Origin of the sequence: Nostoc sp. DedQUE08 (genome assembly GCF_034530895.1) — a bacterium.
Taxonomy (GTDB): domain Bacteria; phylum Cyanobacteriota; class Cyanobacteriia; order Cyanobacteriales; family Nostocaceae; genus Nostoc.
In genome coordinates this window covers 60,297-81,006 of the sequence record NZ_JAVRCD010000041.1, presented here as the reverse complement: position 1 = coordinate 81,006, position 20,710 = coordinate 60,297, and the positions used below count along the sequence as shown (strand labels likewise).

16 protein-coding genes and 1 pseudogene are annotated in these 20,710 nt (G+C 43.1%); 10 read left to right on the top strand and 7 right to left on the bottom strand.

What is annotated here, in order from left to right; genetic code table 11:
* Positions 1–110: 110 nt before the first annotated feature.
* Positions 111–5,924: a PAS domain S-box protein gene (locus tag RMY64_RS24450; protein ID WP_322701359.1), complete on the bottom strand. Its 5,814-nt coding sequence runs from the start codon at positions 5,922–5,924 to the stop codon at positions 111–113.
* Positions 5,925–6,752: 828 nt separating this feature from the next.
* Between RMY64_RS24450 and RMY64_RS24445 the strand changes: the two genes are divergently transcribed.
* A complete protein-coding gene (locus tag RMY64_RS24445) occupies positions 6,753–7,256 on the top strand; it encodes an Hsp20/alpha crystallin family protein (RefSeq protein WP_322674208.1) in 504 nt (167 codons plus the stop codon).
* Between the two features lie 178 nt (positions 7,257–7,434).
* Here the strand turns inward: RMY64_RS24445 and RMY64_RS24440 are convergent, their stop codons facing one another.
* Positions 7,435–7,794 carry a Rieske (2Fe-2S) protein gene (locus tag RMY64_RS24440; RefSeq protein WP_322674207.1) on the bottom strand — a complete coding sequence of 120 codons (360 nt, stop codon included), beginning with the start codon at positions 7,792–7,794 and terminating at the stop codon, positions 7,435–7,437.
* A gap of 250 nt (positions 7,795–8,044) precedes the next feature.
* On the opposite strand from RMY64_RS24440, the gene RMY64_RS24435 reads away from it, so the two are divergent.
* The 4 genes from RMY64_RS24435 (at position 8,045) to RMY64_RS24420 (ending at position 14,032) form a co-directional block, all read left to right on the top strand.
* Positions 8,045–9,883, top strand: coding sequence for a vWA domain-containing protein (locus tag RMY64_RS24435; protein WP_322701358.1), 1,839 nt, complete (start codon positions 8,045–8,047; stop codon positions 9,881–9,883).
* A gap of 241 nt (positions 9,884–10,124) precedes the next feature.
* Positions 10,125–11,168, top strand: coding sequence for a type I glyceraldehyde-3-phosphate dehydrogenase (gap, locus tag RMY64_RS24430; RefSeq protein ID WP_322701357.1), 1,044 nt, complete (start codon positions 10,125–10,127; stop codon positions 11,166–11,168).
* Positions 11,169–11,447: 279 nt separating this feature from the next.
* Positions 11,448–12,878, top strand: coding sequence for a pyruvate kinase (gene pyk / locus RMY64_RS24425; RefSeq protein WP_322701356.1), 1,431 nt, complete (start codon positions 11,448–11,450; stop codon positions 12,876–12,878).
* Between the two features lie 149 nt (positions 12,879–13,027).
* Positions 13,028–14,032: a transaldolase gene (locus RMY64_RS24420; protein ID WP_322701355.1), complete on the top strand. Its 1,005-nt coding sequence runs from the start codon at positions 13,028–13,030 to the stop codon at positions 14,030–14,032.
* Positions 14,033–14,263: 231 nt separating this feature from the next.
* Here RMY64_RS24420 and psbN read toward each other — a convergent pair whose 3' ends face one another.
* The gene (gene psbN / locus RMY64_RS24415; RefSeq protein WP_322674202.1) at positions 14,264–14,395 is read right to left on the bottom strand and encodes a photosystem II reaction center protein PsbN; all 132 of its coding nucleotides are present in this window, start codon (positions 14,393–14,395) and stop codon (positions 14,264–14,266) included.
* Between the two features lie 85 nt (positions 14,396–14,480).
* Here psbN and psbH point away from each other — a divergent pair, with 85 nt between their 5' ends.
* From psbH to pth, 3 genes are all read left to right on the top strand, one after another.
* The gene (psbH, locus tag RMY64_RS24410; RefSeq protein WP_322674201.1) at positions 14,481–14,684 is read left to right on the top strand and encodes a photosystem II reaction center phosphoprotein PsbH; all 204 of its coding nucleotides are present in this window, start codon (positions 14,481–14,483) and stop codon (positions 14,682–14,684) included.
* Positions 14,685–14,825: 141 nt separating this feature from the next.
* Positions 14,826–15,098, top strand: coding sequence for a TatA/E family twin arginine-targeting protein translocase (locus RMY64_RS24405; protein ID WP_094348881.1), 273 nt, complete (start codon positions 14,826–14,828; stop codon positions 15,096–15,098).
* Between the two features lie 369 nt (positions 15,099–15,467).
* Entirely contained in the window at positions 15,468–16,109 is a 642-nt protein-coding gene (gene pth, locus RMY64_RS24400) for an aminoacyl-tRNA hydrolase (protein WP_322674211.1), read from the top strand.
* A gap of 270 nt (positions 16,110–16,379) precedes the next feature.
* On the opposite strand, the gene rpsU is transcribed toward pth, so the two are convergent.
* Together rpsU and RMY64_RS24390 are read right to left on the bottom strand one after the other, a co-directional pair.
* Complete coding sequence (gene rpsU, locus RMY64_RS24395) at positions 16,380–16,559, bottom strand: 30S ribosomal protein S21 (protein WP_069073049.1); 180 nt, start codon at positions 16,557–16,559, stop codon at positions 16,380–16,382.
* 305 nt (positions 16,560–16,864) lie between these two features.
* Positions 16,865–17,209: pseudogene (locus tag RMY64_RS24390) on the bottom strand (hypothetical protein).
* Positions 17,210–17,381: 172 nt separating this feature from the next.
* Here RMY64_RS24390 and RMY64_RS24385 point away from each other — a divergent pair.
* Positions 17,382–17,552, top strand: a complete 171-nt coding sequence (locus RMY64_RS24385; protein WP_322701354.1) for a hypothetical protein — start codon at positions 17,382–17,384, stop codon at positions 17,550–17,552.
* A 35-nt stretch (positions 17,553–17,587) separates the two neighbouring features.
* The gene (locus RMY64_RS24380) at positions 17,588–18,424 is read left to right on the top strand and encodes an SPFH domain-containing protein (protein WP_322682904.1); all 837 of its coding nucleotides are present in this window, start codon (positions 17,588–17,590) and stop codon (positions 18,422–18,424) included.
* A gap of 4 nt (positions 18,425–18,428) precedes the next feature.
* Here the strand turns inward: RMY64_RS24380 and folP are convergent, their stop codons facing one another.
* Entirely contained in the window at positions 18,429–19,289 is an 861-nt protein-coding gene (gene folP / locus RMY64_RS24375; protein WP_322701353.1) for a dihydropteroate synthase, read from the bottom strand.
* Between the two features lie 255 nt (positions 19,290–19,544).
* On the bottom strand, positions 19,545–20,360 hold the full coding sequence (locus RMY64_RS24370) for an MBL fold metallo-hydrolase (protein ID WP_322682912.1): 816 nt from the start codon (positions 20,358–20,360) through the stop codon (positions 19,545–19,547).
* Positions 20,361–20,710: the final 350 nt, after the last annotated feature.

Below are 20,710 nucleotides of genomic sequence, written 5' to 3'. Positions count from 1 at the left end.
ATATTGCTGTTTACGCTGCTTGATTGAATTAAAAATGGATAAAGTCGAGCTTAGAAAATGAATGACTAAAGTCCTGATTACAAACTTACTTACTAGTAAATCAATTTGTATTAACTAGATAATATTCCTGCAATACTCGTCAATTCCATAATTTTCTCAAACTGAAAATCATGGGCTAAATTCTTGATAAAATTTTGCAGTACAGCATTTTCTGAAGGGATTTGCTCAATTAATTCTAAAATCAGGTCATCACTACATTGAGCTGCGGCAGTATATAACTGTTTCACCCATTCAGGGGACATTTCAGATAATAGATTCACTAAATCTGTAAGCGTCAATATTAGTTTTGACCTTTGTTGCTTTAGGTTTGTTAGCTGATAGCTTTCTTCTTGGTAAATATATTGAACTCCCAAATATTCGCTCAACTTTTCTAGTAATTCTTCCTCGCGGAAAGGCTTGTTAATATAATCATCGCAACCCGCTTTGATTATTGCTTCTCGTTGTTCCTCGAAAGCATTAGCAGTTAAAGCAATAATAATTGTCTTCCAATTTGGGATTTGGGATTTGGTATTTTGGATTGAGGTTTCTTCTCTAGTTTTAATAACTTTTGTAGCTTCGTAGCCGTCCATAATTGGCATCCGCATATCCATTAAGATCAGATGTGGTTGCCATGTCTGCCAAAGTGCGATCGCTTCAATGCCATTTATTGCTTCTTGGACTGCAAAACCGATAGATGTGAGAATTTTCATTAGCACTAAACGGCTGTCTGTGGAATCATCAACCACTAAAATACGGTATTCACTTTGAGCAGGCGCTAAACTAATAACTTGGGGTCTAGTTTGTTCAATCTGGATTTCGCTGGCTATGGCTAGACCAATTTGAATATCAAAAGTAAATTTACTTCCCTCGCCAATAGTGCTGGTGACGCTAATATCTCCTCCCATTAGTTGCACATATTTGCGGCTAATTGCTAAACCTAGTCCTGTTCCCTGTTGCGATTTTCTTCCGGTTTCAGTTTGCCCAAAAGCTTCAAAGAGCAAATCAATTTCTTGTGGGGCAATACCGCGGCCAGTATCTTGAACCTCAAAGGTTAGGAATTGGGCATTGGGCATTGGGCATTGGGCACTTGTACTGAGCGAAGTCGAAGTATTGGGCATTGGGCATTGGGCATTGGGCAGAGGTGCAAAGGGGCTGAGGCGCTGAGGGGAAAGACTTACTACTACTCCTTCTCCTCTGCTCCCCTGCTCACCTGCTCCCCTGCTCCCCTGCTCCCCTGCCTCTCCTACTCCCCAGTCCCCACTCCCCATCCCCACCCGCAGTGTCACCCTGCCAGTATCGGTAAATTTGATGGCATTTCCCAGGAGGTTAAGTAAGACTTGACGCAGTTTACTTTCGTCAACTTGGATGTATTGGGGAAGGTGAGATGTATATTCAAAGACTAATTCCAATCCTTTGGAGGTGGCGCGGAAGCGCAACATTTCTTCGAGGTTTTCTAAGAGGCGAATTAAGTCAAAACTGTTGAGATTTAAGGTTATTCTGCCAGCTTCGATTTTAGACATTTCCAAAATGTCGTTGATTAAATTCAGGAGATGTTCGCCTGCACGATTGATGATTGCTAGATTTTGCTGATGTTCAGTTGATAAATCACGATCGTGGCTCATGACTTGGGTAAAACCGAGGATGGCGTTAAGTGGAGTACGCAGTTCGTGACTCATGTTGGCCAGGAATTCGCTTTTGGCACGATTAGCAGCATCAGCAACGATCACAGCTTCTTGCAATGCTTGTGACTGCCTTTGAGTTTGCGCTAGCAATTGTGCCTGCTGTAAAGCAACACCCAACTGATTGCCAATTTGAACTACGATATTGATTTCTCCTGGTTTCCATTGGCGGGGATCGGAATTTTGATAACTCGCCAGCAATCCCCAAAGCTGACTACCGTGTAAAATCGGAACAATAATATAGGCTTTAGCCTGAAAGCGCTCTAAAAGGTTGATATAAGCAGAATGAAAATCAGCGTTGTAAATGTCTGGGACACAGATGAAACTTGCACCTGGGGTTACTTGCAGATCGCGATATTCCACCTGATTATCGGCGCTATCCAAAATTTTCGCTAGACAACGCCCATCTTGTAAAACACCTTCTGTGAGATGAGGGTCATTGTTATGTTCTTCTATGAGAGAAATCCAACCGTTACCCACCGATTCAGAAACAAATTCGCCATTCCAGTTAGGATTGAAACGATAGACAACAACCCGATCGCAATTTAGTACTTGGCGTAATTCTTCGGTTGTCGCTGCAAATATTGTCTCTAAATCCAGTGTTTGACGCATTCTTTGAATCACTTGCGCGATCGCTCTTTCTCGCTCTGCACTCTCACGCAAGGCTTCTTCTGCCAATTTTCTCTCGGTAATATCAGTAATGGTACCGATGTAACCTTTAATTTCTCCATCATCTCTAAATTCTGGCAAAGCATGACAAATTACCCAGACAACTGTACTATCATCATGCAAAAAACGATGTTCGTATTTATAGGTTGACTTAGCAGCTGTTGCTTGATTCCATGCCAACAATAGCTGCTCGCGGTCGTCTGGATGTACGGCATTTGCCCAATGTGTTCCCAGAGAGCTTTCTAAACTATATCCAGTAATTTCACTCCAGCGTTGATTAAAATATAAAACATTGCCATCCACATCAGTATGAAAGATACAAGCTGGTGAAGCTTCTGCCAGAAGTTGATATCGTTGCTGACCTGACTGCAAAGCTAGTTGTGCCAATTTGCGATCGTTAATGTCTGCCCAATAACCAACCCATTCGATCGGGGAATTCGCTTCGTCACGAATTAACCTCATCTCTTCGTAGAACCAGTGATAAGTTCTGTCAGCGTGTAACCACCGGTATTCATAAGAAATGTACTCCTGCTTAATAAGGTGGGAAAATTTTTCCGAGATCGGTTCAATATCTTGTGGATGGACGCGATCGAGCCAAAAACTGGAGTTACCGATAAATTTTTGCGCTTCATAGCCTACCATTTCTTTAACGTTTTCACTGATAAAAGTAATGCTAAAATCATCTGAGGTTTTGCTGCTATAAATGACTACAGGGCTAGAGGTGAGCAGATATTGTAGGCGTTCGTTGACTAAACGCAGTTCTTGTTCGACGTGTTTGCGTTCGCGTAGGGCTGCATGTAGTTCGCTAATTTCTACTAAAACTGTGCCAACACCAGAGGGGCGATCGCTTTCACCAACAATCGGAAAATAAGAAGCTAAGAAGTGGCGGATAATATCTGGTTGTTTGATTGATGTGCTGCTTAATTCTTGATTAATAATCGGTTGACCAGTTATCAGAACTTGTTGATAAATTGGTTCTACTAAAGGAGCGATGTTGGGTAAAACTTCATGGATGGTCTTGCCAATATGAGCTTGCTGGGGTAGTCCATTAATCTCCGCTAACAGTTGGTTAATTTGCACAAATCGCAGCTGTTTATCTACAATATTCATGCCAACGGGAGCGCTGCTAAAAAAGGCATTGAGACGAGCTTCTCTGAGCGCTAATTCTTGTTCTAAAGTTTTGCGCTCAATCAACCCACCCAATTGAGCCGCAACAGCACTGACTAGCAAGAGCAAACGCCGATCTACCAATACTGAGCTACGTTTAAAAAACACTAAAACAGCTAATACTTGGTTCCCAGCCAGGATGGGAACACCAAAACCAGCTTTTAATCCTACCTTTGCGGCTTGTGGCGATCGCAAGAAAACTGGTTGTGTAACTTTAGAAACATCTTCTATCCATTCTGGTTCTTGACTTTGCCAAACTCTTCCTGGTAATCCCACTCCCAGAGCAAATTTCAAAGTTTGGCTTTGCTGGCAGAATTCTTTTAAGCTGCTTTGTTCCCCGTACCAGCTTAAACTGTGTTTTAAAACAGTCCCATCTTCGTTAGGTATCCAGGCTTCACCAAAATCCCAGCCAATGGTGTGACAAATTAAGCGCAAGACCACTGCTAAGGCGCTGTTGACATCGCTAGCGCGAGTGATAGCTTGGGTTGTCAACAGCAACAAACGGCTTTCATTTTCTGCCTGCTTGCGTTCAGTAATATCTTTGGTGGTTCCTAGTACGTACCATTGCCCATCAATCTCGATCATTTCTGCACTCAACAGTGTTGTTTTAATTTCTCCTGTTGAAGTGCAGACATCAATTTCATAGTTGCGGATGGCTTTTGCTTGTTGCAGAATGTGGGTAAGAAAATTATATTCTTCTGGATTCACCCAAATATGCAATTCTTTATCGGTGCGATCAATCGCTTGAGAGCGAGAATAACCAAAAAACCGACAAAAGCTGTCGTTTACTTCGATGTAGCGTTTGCCCTGAACAGTAATTAAGGCAATTGGATCGGGAGATGACCGGAAAGCTGATGCTAACTTTTCTTCAGAAGCCCGTCGTGCTGCTTCTGCGCGTTGGCGTTCTTTTGCCTCCAATACCAAGGATACTAAATTGCTCAGAGAGCGAGCGAAATTTTGGTCTTCTAGCGTCCAATAATGCGTAACTTCCACTGCTTCCAGACATAAAACTCCTACGGTCTTTCCCTCCAGCCTAATAGGTGTATCGAGGATAGAGGTGATGTTTAATTTTGAGTAAGAGGCAGAAAATTCTTTAATTCTGGGATCGGTATGAGCATCATCTGCGGCGATTGATTGGTTTTGCTGCAAAGCTGCAAAATAAATTGGATAGTCTGCCACTGATAAGAAAAGTCCTTCGCTATGTTGATTGCGACTGCCCTCAAATAGATCGAAACACTGGATTTTTATATCTGTTGCGTCATACAGCCAGACACTAGCTCTTTCTACGCCAATATTTTTGACAGCTGTTTCTGTGATTTTACCCAAGGCTGCTTTCAAATCACCCTGATAAAGTATTTGATTTTGTGCCAATTGTGTGAGCACGAGATTATGATTGCGGAGCTTAATCGCGCTTTCTTGGAGTAATTTTTCCACACCTCGACGCTGCGTAATATTACTAGCAGTGCCCGTCATGCCTATAACTTGACCGTCTTCGTTGCGTAATGCGATCGCATTCAACATTAGATAAAGTAAAGTACCATCTTTAGCGACACAGGTAGTTTCATGCTGAAAGATAGACTTTCCCTGAAGAACACGCTCAAAAGCTACTTTATCTTGAGCAATTTGTGTCGGTGAGATGAAATCAATTAAGGCACGCCCGATCATTTCTTGCGGTTCGTAGCCATAAATCTGCTTGACTGCTGGATTGACAAAGGTAATTAGTCCATCAATGTCCACCGACCAGATCGCGTCCTGGGATGTCTCCACTAAAAGCCGATACTGACTTTCACTCTTCTTCAGGGCGGCTTCGACTACCAGGCGTTCGCTTTGATAAACTTCTCTACAAAAGGCTTTGCTAATGCTAACGGGAATTTCTTTAAAAATATCTTCTATTTGTCTGTTGCAAATATTTAACTCAACTGTAAGCCGTTGACGCTCTTGAATTTCCTGTTGCAGTTGGGCATTTTTTTCTTTTAACTGTTTTTTCAATCTTTGGACATTGAGTTGATTTTGGACGCGTAATAAAACTTCTTTAGTTTTGAATGGTTGAGTAATATAGTCAACATCGCCTAAATTGAAGACGCTTATCTTTTCCAAAAAATCATCGAAAATTCCGAAAATAATTATCGGAATATCTTGAGTTTTATCGTTAACTTTCAAATCTTGACATACTTGATAATTATCCTTGTCGATAATGAGAACATTTAGCAAAAGCAAATCCGGGGGAGAAACGAGTGCTGTCTTGATTGCCAATTGCCCAGAAATCACACTTTCTACCTGATAACCTTGGTGTTGAAGGATGTCTGATAAAAAATGTAAATTCTCTAAGTTGTCATCAACTAATAAAATTTTTATTTTTTGAGCATCCATATCAGTTACTAAGTTAATTTTCAATCAGAAAGAATTTCTGGAATAAAACTGAGCATGAAATCAGAAAGCAAAACTCTGTCACCAAATTGTAAATAAAATCATCGTCGCTTACAAGCATACTTCAGCGCTAGGTGTATATAAAAGTTGCAGATAAACCAGGATAACTGTTTATATCATGTCCGCTTCATTACTTAATTAAATCCGAATAATCCCAAATAGCCAATAGCTACGGTGTACATACAAGTCCTAAAAATCTGGATTGATCGGGCTTGACTCGTTCCCAGTCTCCAACTGGGAATGCATTCATTGAGTCTCTGACTCAATGTCTAACTGGAGACAGCAGCCGCTAATCAGCCATTGCCATGCTCTGTATGAGAACGAGATAAATCTGAGAACAATGGGAAATCGAGCTTTTTTCTACTTGTATCCACACCGTAGCCCTTCGCCTTAGGGAAACGCCAAAAGCGTTAGCAAGTCTTCATACGGCAAGCTACGTCCAGCGTCTCTGTCAATCTAACCCTGAGATCGGGCTAGAGCTTCTGGCTACAAGCGAATTTAATTAAATTTACATTACATAATATAGTTTAATTTACGATCGCCTACTTCTTTGACATTCAATATTCTCAAGCTTTTCATCCTTTTTTTGTTTGATACGGTAAATCCAACCTATGGCTGTACGGTTTACCCAACTATTTTGAGATTCTTCTTTTATTAAATTACTTACTAGAGAGAAGAAACAAAGCAAATAAAACTCCTCTCTAAAAAACACCTCTAAAACTTTGTTTGATTACCCAAGATTGAATTAGAAAGTTAAGGAGAGATTAAAATATGGCACTCATTCGTTGGGAACCATTCCGTGAAATGGAAATTCTGCGTCGTCAAATGGATCAACTATTCTCTGAGCTTACAGCAGCCGAGCGCGATAACTCCGAGATTTCTGCATCACCGAGAACAGCGTGGGTTCCTGCGGTTGAATTACATGATAATGGTTCAGAGTTGCTATTAAGAGTTGAGATTCCAGGTCTGGAAGCTAAAGACTTGGATATTCAAGTTACTCAAGATGCAGTTTCGATAGCTGGTGAGCATCGTTACGAAAAACATTCCCAATCTAACGCTAAAGTTCATTCGGAATTCCGGTATGGCAAGTTCGCTAGAGTAATTCCTCTGCCAACCAAAGTTCAGAATCAAAAAGTTAAGGCAGACTTGAAAGATGGGATTTTAATTTTGAATTTACCCAAACTAGAGCAAGAACAAAGCAAAGTCTTTAAAGTGAATTTAGGCCAATCTCAAAGTGCTACAGCTTCTATAGAAGCTGGCAATGGCAACAACTAACCCAACATAACATCACAGCAAAGTGTTCCAACTGCTTGAGAAGATGTTCTATTTTCTCATTCAATGATTCCTATCTCTCTGGAATAGGTAAATTTTGATAGAAACCCCAGCAAATGAGTTTAGCTGGGGTTTTTCTTTTTTTATTTAGCACTGTTTCAGTAAATTCAGGGAGAGGGTGCTATTCCTCTTGCACATCAACCCAGATACTGCCTTCTTCAACACGAACTGGAAATACTGGCAATGCTTTTTGTTGTGAAACCAACGAGAGCACTTTACCTACACCAGGTGGCCAGGCACACCATCCTTGTACCTCACCAGTCCGCAAGTCAAAAGCACTGCGATGAAAGGTACAAACTATTGCTCCACTTTCAGTAATTTTCCCACTTTTCAACGGTAATTTTAAGTGGGGACAGTTGTTATCTACAGCATAAAGCTGATTTTCGTGATTCAAAAGCAGAATTTTCCGGTTGCCAACTTTCACCACTTCTCGCGCACCAGGGGAAAGTGCTTCGACTGCAAGAACTTTCGTCCAACTCATTAGGTTCTCCTCTCTTAATATATCTGCTTACAGTTTCCCGCAATAGTGACCAGTGCGATCGCCTTTCAATACCGGAGAGCCGAGAATGTCTACAACGGGCTTTGTCTAAGATTCTAAAACTATAAAATTTTACAAAAAATTCCAGCTTTATACTGAATAAAATTATTTCTGGGTAAACTAAATAAAGCGCTTACTATCTATGTATCACAAGGCTTATAGCTGAAAAATACAATTTTGAGGAATATAAAAAATGATTAAGACAAGTTACGAATTTGACCAGTCTATCCTCGCCGCCGGATCTTCATTAAAGACAAATATTTTGCTACGTTTTCGTGCCGACATAGCTAAATCTCCTCGACGTAACCTTAACCTTTCGCTTGTAATTGACCGTTCCGGCTCTATGGCAGGCGCTCCCTTGCATCACGCACTCAAAGCTGCTGAGTCTGTGGTAGAGCGACTTGAGCCAGATGACATTCTCTCAGTAGTTGTTTACGACGATGAAGTGGATAGCGTTGTGCCACCCCAGTCTGTGACTAACAAAGCCGCACTGAAAAATTCCATCCGCAAAGTGAGAGCAGGCGGTATTACCAACTTATCGGGGGGATGGCTCAAAGGCTGCGAACACGTGAAGACGCGACTCGATCCCCAAAAAATCAACCGTGTTCTTCTGCTTACCGATGGTCACGCCAATATGGGCATTCAAGACCCCAAAATCCTGACGGCGACAGCAGGGCAAAAAGCTGAGGAAGGTATTATCACAACTACGTTAGGTTTTGCTCAAGGTTTCAACGAAGACTTGCTGATTGGAATGGCAAGGGCAGCCACAGGCAACTTCTACTTCATTCAAAGCATCGATGAAGCAACTGAAGTGTTTAGTATTGAGCTAGATAGTTTAAGAGCAGTAGTGGGACAGAACCTCAAGGTGACACTTGAATTGGCAGATGGTGTCAGCCTGGTTGATACCTTAAGTCTGGCTAAAGTTAGCCAGAATGACGCCAGTCAAGCTGTCATCACTTTAGGAGAGCTTTACGAGGATGAGGACAAACTTCTCGGTTTGAGTCTGGGGATATCAAGCGCTCAAGTTGGTGATTTACCTGTGATGAAACTGCATTACAGCGCCGATGTTGTGCAAGATGACCGTATTCAAAGCGTTTCCGGTACTATAGATGTCGTCGCCAAAGTTGGCACTGTTGAGGAAGCAGCTTTTGCTGCTACAAGCCATATAATTCTGGAACTGAGTCGCCTTACCATTGCTAAGGCCAAAGAGACTGCCCTTAATCTCGCTGAACATAGCAAGCATCAGGAAGCTGAACAAACCCTGCGGGCGCTCGTGAAAGATTTGCGAGATAAAGGCTTGAATGAGAATTTTGAAATTGCTGAAGAAATCGATCAGCTGGAATATTTCGCCAGTCGAATCGCTCAAAAAGCTTTAGGCAATGCCGGACGGAAAGAGATGCGAGATCAGACTTACCAAACGATGACGCGCAATCGCAGCGATTTGGTGGGTCGTGGTGTCACTACTGGCGATGAAGTGTACGCCATGCCGATTGTGAATGAAGTCGGTTCAGGTATTGAATTGTACTGCGTTCGTGAAGGGGGTAAACTGCGGGTCAAGGTCATGTCTGAAGGCTATGATTTAACCAAGAACATCCAGTTTCCTCGTGCCATTCGTGCCGAAGGGGCGCGCTATGTCGTTGAAGGATTGGAACTCTCAAGCGATGCTACTTTCTATCGGGTACGTGGTAAAATCACCCGTTTTGCTCAACCCGGTGAAACAGATATCTTCGTTGCCCCTAGACAATCCAATCGAGCTAACACAGGTAAAGCTTCCAAAGGCCCTGCCAGTGCTGCCGATCTGCCCACAACTGACAGCGTCGGGGACAGTATTTTAGTTCAGTGTGTCAAAGATGGCAGCAAACTACGTGCTAGAGTGGTTTCCGACGGATATGAACCGGATTGGAATATGCGTTTTCCGCGATCGGTGCGCGAGGAAGGAATGCTTTACGTCGTTGATGAAGTCAAAACCGCACCAGATGGCAAATCTTATATTGCCTGTGGTGAAATTAAGCGATTTGTCCAACCCACTTGAATTGAGGAGCGGGGAGCAGGGGAGCAGGGGAGCAGAGGGGCAGGGAGCAGGGGGAGAAGAATTAATAATCAGTGCCCAATGCCCAATGCCCAATGCCCAATGCCCAATCCTTAAAATATGCCAAGTAAATATGCCTTAGCCGACTGAGACTGTCAGGATCAAAGAGTAAAGAGTAAAAGGCAATCTATTTTGACTTTTAACTTTCTCCTTTTGTTCAACTTCCACAACGGGAGGTTTAATCTTGACTAAATTGAAAGTTGGTATCAACGGCTTCGGTCGAATCGGGCGACTTGTACTTCGCGCTGGCATCGATAATCCCAACATTGAGTTTGTGGGTATTAACGACCTAGTACCACCAGATAACCTCGCTTATCTATTAAAGTACGACTCAACCCACGGTCAATTAAAGCACAAGGTTGAAGCCAAGGAAGACGGCATCCTGATTGACGAACATTTCATTCCTTGTGTGTCAGTTAGGAATCCAGCAGAGTTACCTTGGGGAAAACTAGACGCAGATTATGTCGTGGAAGCTACCGGACTCTTCACTGACTATGAAGGAGCTGCAAACCACCTGAAGGCAGGTGCAAAGCGAGTGGTAATTTCCGCTCCCACCAAAGATCCAGATAGAGTTACTACCCTGTTAATGGGTGTCAATCATCACCTATTTGACCCTGGTAAGGATATCATTGTCTCCAATGCTAGCTGTACTACAAACTGTTTAGCTCCCATCGCCAAGGTCATTAATGACAACTTTGGGTTGACTGAAGGGTTGATGACCACAGTCCATGCCATGACTGCGACTCAGCCAACTGTAGACGGCCCCAGCAAGAAAGACTGGCGGGGTGGTCGAGGTGCATCCCAAAATATTATTCCCTCCTCCACAGGCGCAGCGAAAGCCGTAGCATTGGTTTTACCAGAATTGAAGGGCAGGTTAACTGGGATGGCATTACGAGTTCCGACTCCCGATGTCTCCGTAGTTGATTTAACTTTCAAAACAGCCAAAGACACCAGTTATCAAGAAATCCGTGCTGCTATGAAGGAGGCTGCCGCCGGGTCATTAAAGGGTATCTTGGGTTACACAGATGAAGAAGTAGTTTCCACAGATTTTCAAGGTGATACCCATTCCAGTATCTTTGACGCAGGTGCTGGGATTGAGTTGAATTCCAACTTCTTCAAGGTAATTGCCTGGTATGACAACGAGTGGGGTTACTCAAATCGCGTGATTGACTTGATGTTGTCTATGTCACAGAAGGAACAACTCGCACCGACAGTGGCTGTGGTTTGATTAGTCATTAGTCATTAGTCATTAGTCATTGGTCATTGGTCATTAGCTTTTGACTGCTGACTCTTGACTAGGGACTTTTGGGATTTGGGTCAAATGGTAAATACTCCGAAAATAAAACGGAATCTAGTATTTTTATTTAGCAAACCAGTGATATGAAGCACGTGTGAATTTGGATGTTTTGTGCGATGTCTACGATGGTCACTGAGCTTGTCGAAGTGCGGGCTACGCCTACGCTCAAAGCATCCAAATTTGCAGGTTACTCCTCAACCCCCAATCCCTATGCGTCGAACCAAAATCATTTGTACTGTCGGCCCGGCTACATCTGCACCTGAAAAGCTGCAATCCTTGGTAAAAGCTGGAATGAATGTGGCACGGCTGAATTTTTCCCACGGAGCTTATGAATTCCACGCCCAAACGGCTCACTATCTCAGGCAGATTAGTACTGAACTGCAAAAGCCGATCGCCATTATGCAAGACTTATGTGGCCCTAAAATTCGCTTGGGAACTTTACCACCGGAAGGGTTAAATCTGGAAGCTGGTACTGAAGTTACTTTTGTTTTGCAAGAAAAGGGTGAGAGTATTGACGAACTACCCTTACCATTGCCGACTTTATTCGCAATGGTGCGACCAGGCGAACCGATTTTAATTAATGATGGTCGCGTTAAATTGATAGTTACCGATCGCGATGCCGATCGCATTCGGGCCCAAGTGAAAAATGGCGGGTTAGTTTCTACGCACAAGGGAGTAAACCTGCCCCAAACTCCTTTACCTGTAAGTTCGATTACCGAAAAAGACTTGCTGGATTTGCGCTTTGGGATTCAGTTGGGTGTAGACTGGGTAGCGGTGTCCTTTGTGCGATCGCCACAAGATTTAGAACCCGCCAAGCGGATGATTGAAGCGGCTGGCGCTTCGATTCGCTTAATTGCCAAAATCGAAAGAGCGGAGGCAGTAGAAAACTTTGACTCTATTCTGAAGGTTGCCGACGCAATTATGATTGCCCGTGGCGATTTAGGGGTGGAAGTGCCAATTCACGAAGTACCCCTAATTCAAAAAGATATTATTCGCCGTTGCAATCGTGCTGGCAAGCCAGTGATTACAGCCACCCAAATGTTAGAGTCAATGATTAGCGCCCCCGATCCCACCCGCGCCGAAGCAACCGATGTTGCTAACTCTATCTTAGATGGTACGGATGCAGTAATGCTTTCTGGTGAAACAGCTGTCGGGCAATATCCCATCGCCGCCGTCGAGATGATGCACAATATCGCCGTGCGGACAGAACAGGCTTTAGATGAGGGTAGCAAAAATGCTTGGTGTCATGAAGCAGGCAGTCTGAGCGTTACCGAATCTGTGGCAGAATCCGTCTGTCGTATCGCCTATGAAACAGGCTCACGGGCAATTCTCTGTAACACTACATCAGGAAGTACGGCGAGAATGGTTTCTAAATATCGGCCGACTTCTCCGATTATTGCCCTGACCTCCGACATCACCGCTTACCGCCAATTAGCACTTTCTTGGGGTGTGGAAGCTTTGCTGATCCCACCAGTCCACAATGCCGAAGAGATGTTTACCAATGTGGTGAACACAGTTGTAGACATGGGTTTAGCGAATAAGGGCGATAAAGTAGTAATTACCTCTGGTGTTCCAATTGGTAAATCAGGAACAACTAGTTTAATCAAAGTGCATTCCATTGGACAGCCAATTTCCGCATAAGGCACTTAGAATAAGGCTGTGGCACAAGATAGTAAGCAAAATTGGGCAACGATCAAGAAAAATTGCCAGAATCAGAATTGAAGGAAGAGTAAAGAGTGTAAAGAACTGGGGAATAAGTAAATCCTGTAACAAACATCACGGAGTATTTTATGTCTAAGAATTTACTGGAACAATTGCGACAAGTGACTGTTGTAGTCGCAGATACAGGGGATATCCAGGCAATTGAAAAGTTCAAACCCCAAGACGCTACCACCAATCCTTCGCTGATTACTGCTGCGGCACAAATGCCAGAATATCAGGAAATTGTCGATCAAACTTTACTCCAAGCCCAGAAAGATGCTGGAGCCGGAGCCGCCCAAGCACAGATAGTTTCTCTAGCTTTTGACCGTTTGGCAGTTGCTTTTGGATTAAAGATTTTGCAAATCATTCCCGGTCGTGTATCTACAGAAGTGGATGCTCGCTTGTCCTACGATACCGAAGCTACTGTAACTAAGGCACGGGAATTAATTGCTCAGTATAAAGCTGCTGGAATTGGCCGCGATCGCGTTTTAATTAAAATTGCCAGCACTTGGGAAGGCATTCGCGCTGCGGAAATTCTCGAAAAAGAAGGTATTCACTGTAACCTTACCTTGTTATTTGGTCTTCACCAAGCGATCGCCTGTGCAGAAGCTGGCATTACCTTAATTTCTCCCTTCGTCGGTCGGATTCTCGACTGGTACAAAAAAGATACCGGACGCGATAGCTACCCAGCAGCCGAAGATCCAGGTGTTTTGTCTGTCACCAAAATCTACAACTACTACAAGAAATTTGGCTATAAAACCGAAGTTATGGGAGCTAGTTTCCGTAACGTTGGTGAAATTACTGAACTTGCAGGTAGTGATTTGCTGACCATTTCACCGTCCCTATTGGCTGAATTGCAAGCAACCATTGGAGAACTGCCACGTAAACTTGACCCCGCCAAGGCAGCAAACTTGTCAATCGAAAAGATATCCGTTGACAAAGCTAGCTATGACAAGATGCACGCGGCTGACCGCATGGCAACTGACAAACTAGACGAAGGTATTAAAGGTTTCACCAAGGCACTAGAAGACCTTGAGAAACTTTTGGCAGACCGACTAGTTCGCCTGAAAGGAGAGGTAGTGGCAAGCCATTAGGGATTTCCAATTAAAAAACATCCAAAGTAGTGTGCGTTACGGCTTAAGCCGTAACGCACTTCAAATACGATCTCTGGGTAATTTAGTTATGATTGCCATAGTCATTTCATTCCACACGCCAGTCGCTCATCGAGAAAACTCCGACAAGCAACAGCAATGCTTGTCTACGTAGGCGTAGTCCATCGTAGATATCGCATCAAAAATTTACGCTGCGGACATGATATGACTCTTTTAATCCTCGTGGTCATCAAACGGATCGTTCAATTCCTTGCTAGGAGGGCCAAAGGAGGTATAAATCGAAATTCCTGTGATGGCAATCACCACGGCAGCCACAGAAATGCTAAGAACTATTGCGGGTTCCATAATTGAGAGATAGATGATGAGTGCTATTCTTATAGAATATTACAGAAGATTAAAAAAAGCTTTGGCAAGTAATCTTAGGTGAACTATGGCACAAAGGACTAGGTTGGGAGATATCCTGAAACCACTGAACTCTGAGTATGGAAAAGTGGCTCCAGGTTGGGGTACTACCCCTGTAATGGCTGTTTTTATAGGGCTATTTTTCGTGTTTCTGCTGATTATTCTGCAACTTTACAATAAAACACTGTTGGTTCAGGATGTATTTGTCGATTGGCGCAGTTTAGGACGCTAACACATACACAGCGAGCGAGTTTGGATAACAAGTTAAGTTACACCCGGTTTTTCCGGGTTTTTTTGTGAGTTGCGATTTCCGACTAGACTAACTATATATGTGAATTTCTGTAGTGGTTTTAGAGTTTACAGGAGACAAAAAATGAATATATTTGGTATTGGTCTGCCGGAAATGGCTGTAATTATGGTAGTAGCGCTGTTAATCTTTGGCCCAAAAAAGCTACCAGAGATCGGTCGAAGTGTGGGCAAAACAATTCGTAGTTTCCAAGAAGCTTCCAAGGAGTTTCAAAACGAGTTTCAAAAAGAAGCAGAACAGTTAGAAGAAGTTGTACAGACTACTGCTGAATTGGAACCTAAGCAAATCCACCCTGCTAAATCTGAGCAGGATACCGCTAGTTCTTCCCAACCTAGCTAGTAGTTTGTCAAGTTCGTAGTAAGGACTTTAGTCCTTATTTTCTAAGGGACTTCCAAATAAAAAAACATACAATTTTTCTTGTGGGGTGGACATCTTGTCCGCCCATAACTAAGGGCGGGCGAGACGCCCACCCCACAAGATTGGATAATTTATTTCTTGGCAATCCCTAAGCACTTTAGTGCTTACTACAAACCCTTCATTACTAGTAGTCTGGCAACCCAAAAATGTTAGGTGGAGGTTGGGTAAAGGGTAAAGGGACTCATGGTAAGGGATAAAAAACTTTTACCCTTTACCCCTGCCCCTTTACCCCGCCAAGTTGCCAAGGCGTACTACTAGAAGAGTGATGAATATCAATTGACTGTAGACAAAATGACAGAAGCTGTTACGCAACCAGCTTTGGTAATTCCACAACTAATCGTCGGGTTAGGGAATCCAGAAGCTAAGTACGACCAAACACGCCATAATATCGGTTTTGCTGCTTTAGAAACTCTCTCTCGTTCTTGGCGCATTTCCTTAACAGAAAACCGCAAGTTTCAAGGTGAGTATGGCGAGGGTATGGCCCCAGGTGGAGGTAAAATTCGCTTGTTGAAACCGTTAACTTATATGAATCGCTCAGGACAAGCAATACAAGCGGTGACAAGTTGGTATAAATTGCCGCCTGAGTCAGTGTTGGTGATTTATGACGATATGGATTTGCCTTTGGGAAAAACTCGTTTGCGCTTATCTGGTTCGGCTGGGGGACATAACGGTATGAAAAGTGCGATCGCACATCTTAGTACCCAAAACTTTCCTCGTTTGCGAATCGGTATTGGTAAACCCAAAGATGCAGCTAATAACGATGATTCTGGTGCTATCTCTCATGTGCTAGGGCGATTTTCCGCTGCCGAAAATCAGCAGATGTCTCTTGTACTTCAGTTCGTAGTTGAGTGTATTGAACTAAGTCTCAAGCAGGGAGTAGAAAAGGCGATGAATGTTTGTAATAGCCGCACAATTAATAATTCTGAGTCTTAGGGCTGGATGAATACTATCCTATCAGCTGATTCAAGAAAGCTAACCGATGTTTAAAGGCGCTTATTTTGGTTGATGGGCAGCGATTTTAGCTTGCTCCATCTAACCAAGATAAAGTCTCTAACGCCCTCTACGTATAGGAAAAGTAACTTCTTTACACCCTAATTAACGGTGCGGCAGACTTTGCTTAATATTTGTATGAATAATGGCGCAAGCGCTATTGCCTGTTTTCGGTCATAACCTCAAGCAATGCCGATATCACACCAAATAGGTTTATTTAAAACGTCTTGTGCGTCTAGCTGCCACTGCCTTACGTTTGCGTTTTTCTATTGGTGTTTCAAAGTGCCGATGATATTTTACATCAGCTAATATCCCAGCTTTGGAAACCTGGCGTTTAAACCGACGCAAAGCTGAGTCTATTCCTTCGTTCTCTCCTAGAACCACCTGGGTCATTCTTCCCTTTTCCTCATCATCAATAGTTTCCATTCTAATATTACCCTCAACCTTAGTAAAACCCCTCTGAGCTAAAGTCACAATTAAGAGGCTATTCGTCCGGTTGACGCGGGTTATGTGTACTTCTATCTCGTAAAATCGTTACTTAACTAAAAGTTAATCTAAGTGCCCTAATGCACTCTCAGAAGCAATGGAGAAGATGGGAAAATTATAATACTAAATTTTTCTGGCTTTACTATGAACTAGCGAATAATGTAATCTTAGCTACTAAGGTAGATGAGTCAATCTAACTATATTTACAGATTTTAAAAGTTGATTTTGCCCTCATTTAGTAATTTATATCCAGCGGCTAATGCTGTAAAAGCAACTATGAAATTCCATAAGCTAGTTGGCTGTAAAATAACTCCACCGCTTAAGAAAACTAGTACTATACCAATGCCTAGAAAAATCCATCCTAAGTTACCAGTTTATCTTTGAAAAAAGACTAATGCAAATACACCTATCATCGTTGCTAAAACTGAAGCTGTAGCCGGCAAGCTACGGTAAAAATATGAATAGTAACCACTAACAAATATGATGTTTTGACCAAAAAAGTATAATCCTGTAAAAAGTAGAATTAAACCTATAAGTTTGATTAACAATCTACTCATAATATTTTGATGTTTTTAATAGCCCAAGCTAATTTTTATCCGATTATAGTGGGGTTTTTATATCTTGCCAAATTTTTACCTGAATATGATTTACTTACGTAAATATACTGAATAAAATTCTTGGTCGTCTGAAAATGCCAGTACAAGTAATGTTGATTACATCAATTAGTCCTTGCCAGGGTTTTATCAAGGTGCTTTAATAGCGATCGCATTCCGCAAAACAGTCTCACTTAGAGAATATGTACAAAACTTGCAGCGACTCGACATCGCTGCTGGTGTTGATAAAATTACAGACTCAAAACATAAAACTCAAAGATATGACAAGCTAGTAGCATATCTTTGACATTAAATTCTCCCCAAAGTTTAATAGGAGCATACATGGAGCCAATTATTGCTATAGTTTTAGCCCTTATAGGTTATGCATTAGGTTCTGCAAAACTGATTAATCAAGGAAATGAAGCCTTAGTCGAACGCTTAGGGCGGTATCATCGAAAACTTAAGCCGGGGCTGAATTTTATTGTTCCCTTGGTAGATCAGATTGTCATGGAAGATACTACACGAGAGCAGTTTACAGACATCAAACCTCAGAATGTGATCACCCAAGATAATATTTACGTAGAAGTGGATGCTATTGTATACTGGCGGATTCGAGATATCGAGAGAAGCTTTTACGCGATTGAGGATCTGCAAGGATCGTTGACACAGATCACCACAACTACGCTCCGAGAAATCATTGCCCAAAATACCCTAGAGCAGACCAACGTCTCTAGAGCAGAGATGGACTCAGCTATCTTAGATCAGTTGAATCATGTAACGGCAGATTGGGGAGTTGAGATTCTCCGATTAGATATTCAGAGAATTACTCTACCTGAGAGTGTCCGAAAGTCTAGGGAAGAAGAACAAGCCGCCGTTATCAAAAAACGGGCACTGATTACCGAAGCAGAAGGGGAAAAAGAAGCTGCGATTAAAAAAGCAGAAGGAACTATGGCTTCAGTGCAAATCATTTCTCAAGCTCTCCGTTCCAATCCCGATAGTAGGGATATTTTGCGGTATCTTGTGGCTCAAGATTACGTAGATGCTAGCCAAAAACTTGGTGAGAGCAGTAATGCCAAAATTGTCTTTGTAGACCCGGCTAACTCAAGTGAAATGTTTCAGGAGTTGATAGCCGAGTCAGTAAATCAAGAAGGTAACGGCAAAAAACACGAAGAACAGTAATACCCTAGCAATTACCTTGTGTGGCTTGTCTTGATAGGGCATCGGCGACTAATGAAACATCGCGCATTTCTTGAACATCGTGAACTCGGAGGATATCAGCACCATTAAAAATAGCAGCACAACAAGCTGCTGCCGTACCCCAAACTCGTGCTTTGGGATCTGGTTGATTTAAAATGCGACCAATGAAACTTTTACGAGATGCTCCTACCAAGATAGGACAGTTGAGTGGTGCGAGCGATCGCAAACCGCGAAAAATTTCTAAATTTTGCTCGTAGTTTTTAGCAAAACCAATGCCAGGATCGATAATAATTTTATCCAGGTCAATGCCCGCAGTAGTTGCTGCCTCAATTTGCCGAGCCAAAAAACTATAAATCTCACCAAGCAAATCTTGATAATCAGTCTGTTGTTGCATTGTCTGTGGTGTTCCCCGGATGTGCATTAAAATCATCGGCACACCTAACTCTGCGACTGTTGCCAACATTTCTGAGTCAAAAGTGCCGCCAGAAATATCATTAATAATATCCGCCCCAGCTTCTACAGATGCCTTGGCTACAGCAGCACGGGTTGTATCTACAGAAATCGGGACTGAAATCTTTGGTCTTAGCACCTGTAATACTGATAGTACTCGGTCAAGTTCCTCCACCAGAGTTATTTGCTTTGCCCCTGGTCGAGTTGATTGACCGCCCACATCAATGATGTCAGCACCAGCAGCCACCAGTGCTTGCGCCTGTACTAAAGCGGTAGAGGAAGTGTTAAACTCACCTCCATCACTAAAGCTATCGGGCGTTACATTTAAAATGCCCATCAAATAAGTCCGCTGTCCCCAATTGAAACAGCGTTCTCGAATTATCAAGTTCCTTGGCATAACCTTATATTGAACCATTAGTGGCAATCAGCAGCAACAAGCTGGTGACGACACCATAGGTAAAAATTAGTCCTAGATAACCCCAAGGACGAGAAACTCGTTTACCACGCACCCAACGAATCTGCCGTCTGAGCGAAAAATCTCTGCGTACCTCTGCGCTTTACTTTGCGTGCCTCTGCGTTTCAAAATATTATCTGTACCTCACTTAACTGGGAATCGCTATAACCAAGCTTTCATTGATTTGGAATGATTAGTTTATTTCCGCCGTGTTGTACTAGATTGGTCAGCGAATGCTTTGAACTCGACAGCATCATGACTACAGAACAAGCGTACATCTTTATTGCGATCGCTTGATAATGCGCGTAGCCGATCTTGATTGAGCAATCGAGCCTGACGATCCACTTCCATCATCCATTGGTAGGCGCGTAAACCTGGCGTGCAGCTTTTTTTGGCTGAGTCCATCTCGTGCCGATAAAAATAGGCATCACCTGCGTGCAAAAGCCAACCCTCTGGTGTATTTATGGCGATACCAGCATGACCTCGTGTGTGACCAACAAGGGGAATGAGGAGAATCTCTGGCGGTAGCCCATCGAGGTTACGTACTGCTTCAAAACCGAACCAAGGTTCGCCTCCCGCCGAATAATACTTCCAGTGCTTAACCTCATCCCACTGTTCTGGACGAAAGCGCCTTTTAGCGATGAATCCGCGCCGATCCTGGGCGGTTTCCATCTCAGTCTGCATCACGTGTACCGTTGCTTCTGGGAAATCTTCCAGACCACCGGCATGATCGAAATCAAGGTGGGTAAGCACAATATGACGCACATCTCGCGCGGAAAATCCCAACTTTTCAATTTGATCGACTGCTGTGTATTTTTTATCAAACTGGATGCCATTGAAATGAATGAAGAACGGGCTGAGGCGGGAGTAAGGCGAGTTGATATCGCGCAGCCCGAAGCCAGTATCAATCAGAACAAGTCCCTGCTCTGTCTCGATCAGCAGACAGTGGCAGACGAGGTGAGCTTTCGGGCCGCGACTGAAGCCATCGAAGAGGGCCCCACCAATCGGGCACATACAGCCGCAGTTGAGATGATGAATTTGCATGAATCCTCCGTTACGACTTTGACTGTCAAAGTGAGTAGGGGCGCACATCTGTGCATTGGTGTCAACTTTACGTGAAAGTCAGCCTATAACCAGCTTTTAGATATTGTCTCGTTCCCCTGCTCCGACTGGGAATACCGTCCTAGAGGCTCCGCCTCCCTTGCTGGCGGCAGCAGCCCAATTGAAGTGCATTTCCAGCCCAAAGGCTGGAAACGAGATTTGAAAAAGCTTTCAGCTTAAGTTGACAGCAATGCACAGCTGTGCATCCCTACAGATGTGCAAATAATTTGGGATAATTTATTTTTTAGAACGCTTAAAATGAG

Coding starts and splice junctions, on each gene's coding strand:
- RMY64_RS24420 (WP_322701355.1), top strand. CDS start 13,028: ATGTCTAAGAATTTACTGGAACAATTGCGACAAGTGACTGTTGTAGTC.
- RMY64_RS24450 (WP_322701359.1), bottom strand. CDS start 5,924: ATGGATGCTCAAAAAATAAAAATTTTATTAGTTGATGACAACTTAGAG.
- pyk (WP_322701356.1), top strand. CDS start 11,448: ATGCGTCGAACCAAAATCATTTGTACTGTCGGCCCGGCTACATCTGCA.
- folP (WP_322701353.1), bottom strand. CDS start 19,289: ATGCCAAGGAACTTGATAATTCGAGAACGCTGTTTCAATTGGGGACAG.
- RMY64_RS24440 (WP_322674207.1), bottom strand. CDS start 7,794: ATGAGTTGGACGAAAGTTCTTGCAGTCGAAGCACTTTCCCCTGGTGCG.
- RMY64_RS24405 (WP_094348881.1), top strand. CDS start 14,826: ATGAATATATTTGGTATTGGTCTGCCGGAAATGGCTGTAATTATGGTA.
- RMY64_RS24435 (WP_322701358.1), top strand. CDS start 8,045: ATGATTAAGACAAGTTACGAATTTGACCAGTCTATCCTCGCCGCCGGA.
- RMY64_RS24370 (WP_322682912.1), bottom strand. CDS start 20,360: ATGTGCCCGATTGGTGGGGCCCTCTTCGATGGCTTCAGTCGCGGCCCG.
- pth (WP_322674211.1), top strand. CDS start 15,468: ATGACAGAAGCTGTTACGCAACCAGCTTTGGTAATTCCACAACTAATC.
- psbH (WP_322674201.1), top strand. CDS start 14,481: ATGGCACAAAGGACTAGGTTGGGAGATATCCTGAAACCACTGAACTCT.
- RMY64_RS24445 (WP_322674208.1), top strand. CDS start 6,753: ATGGCACTCATTCGTTGGGAACCATTCCGTGAAATGGAAATTCTGCGT.
- RMY64_RS24380 (WP_322682904.1), top strand. CDS start 17,588: ATGGAGCCAATTATTGCTATAGTTTTAGCCCTTATAGGTTATGCATTA.
- psbN (WP_322674202.1), bottom strand. CDS start 14,395: ATGGAACCCGCAATAGTTCTTAGCATTTCTGTGGCTGCCGTGGTGATT.
- rpsU (WP_069073049.1), bottom strand. CDS start 16,559: ATGACCCAGGTGGTTCTAGGAGAGAACGAAGGAATAGACTCAGCTTTG.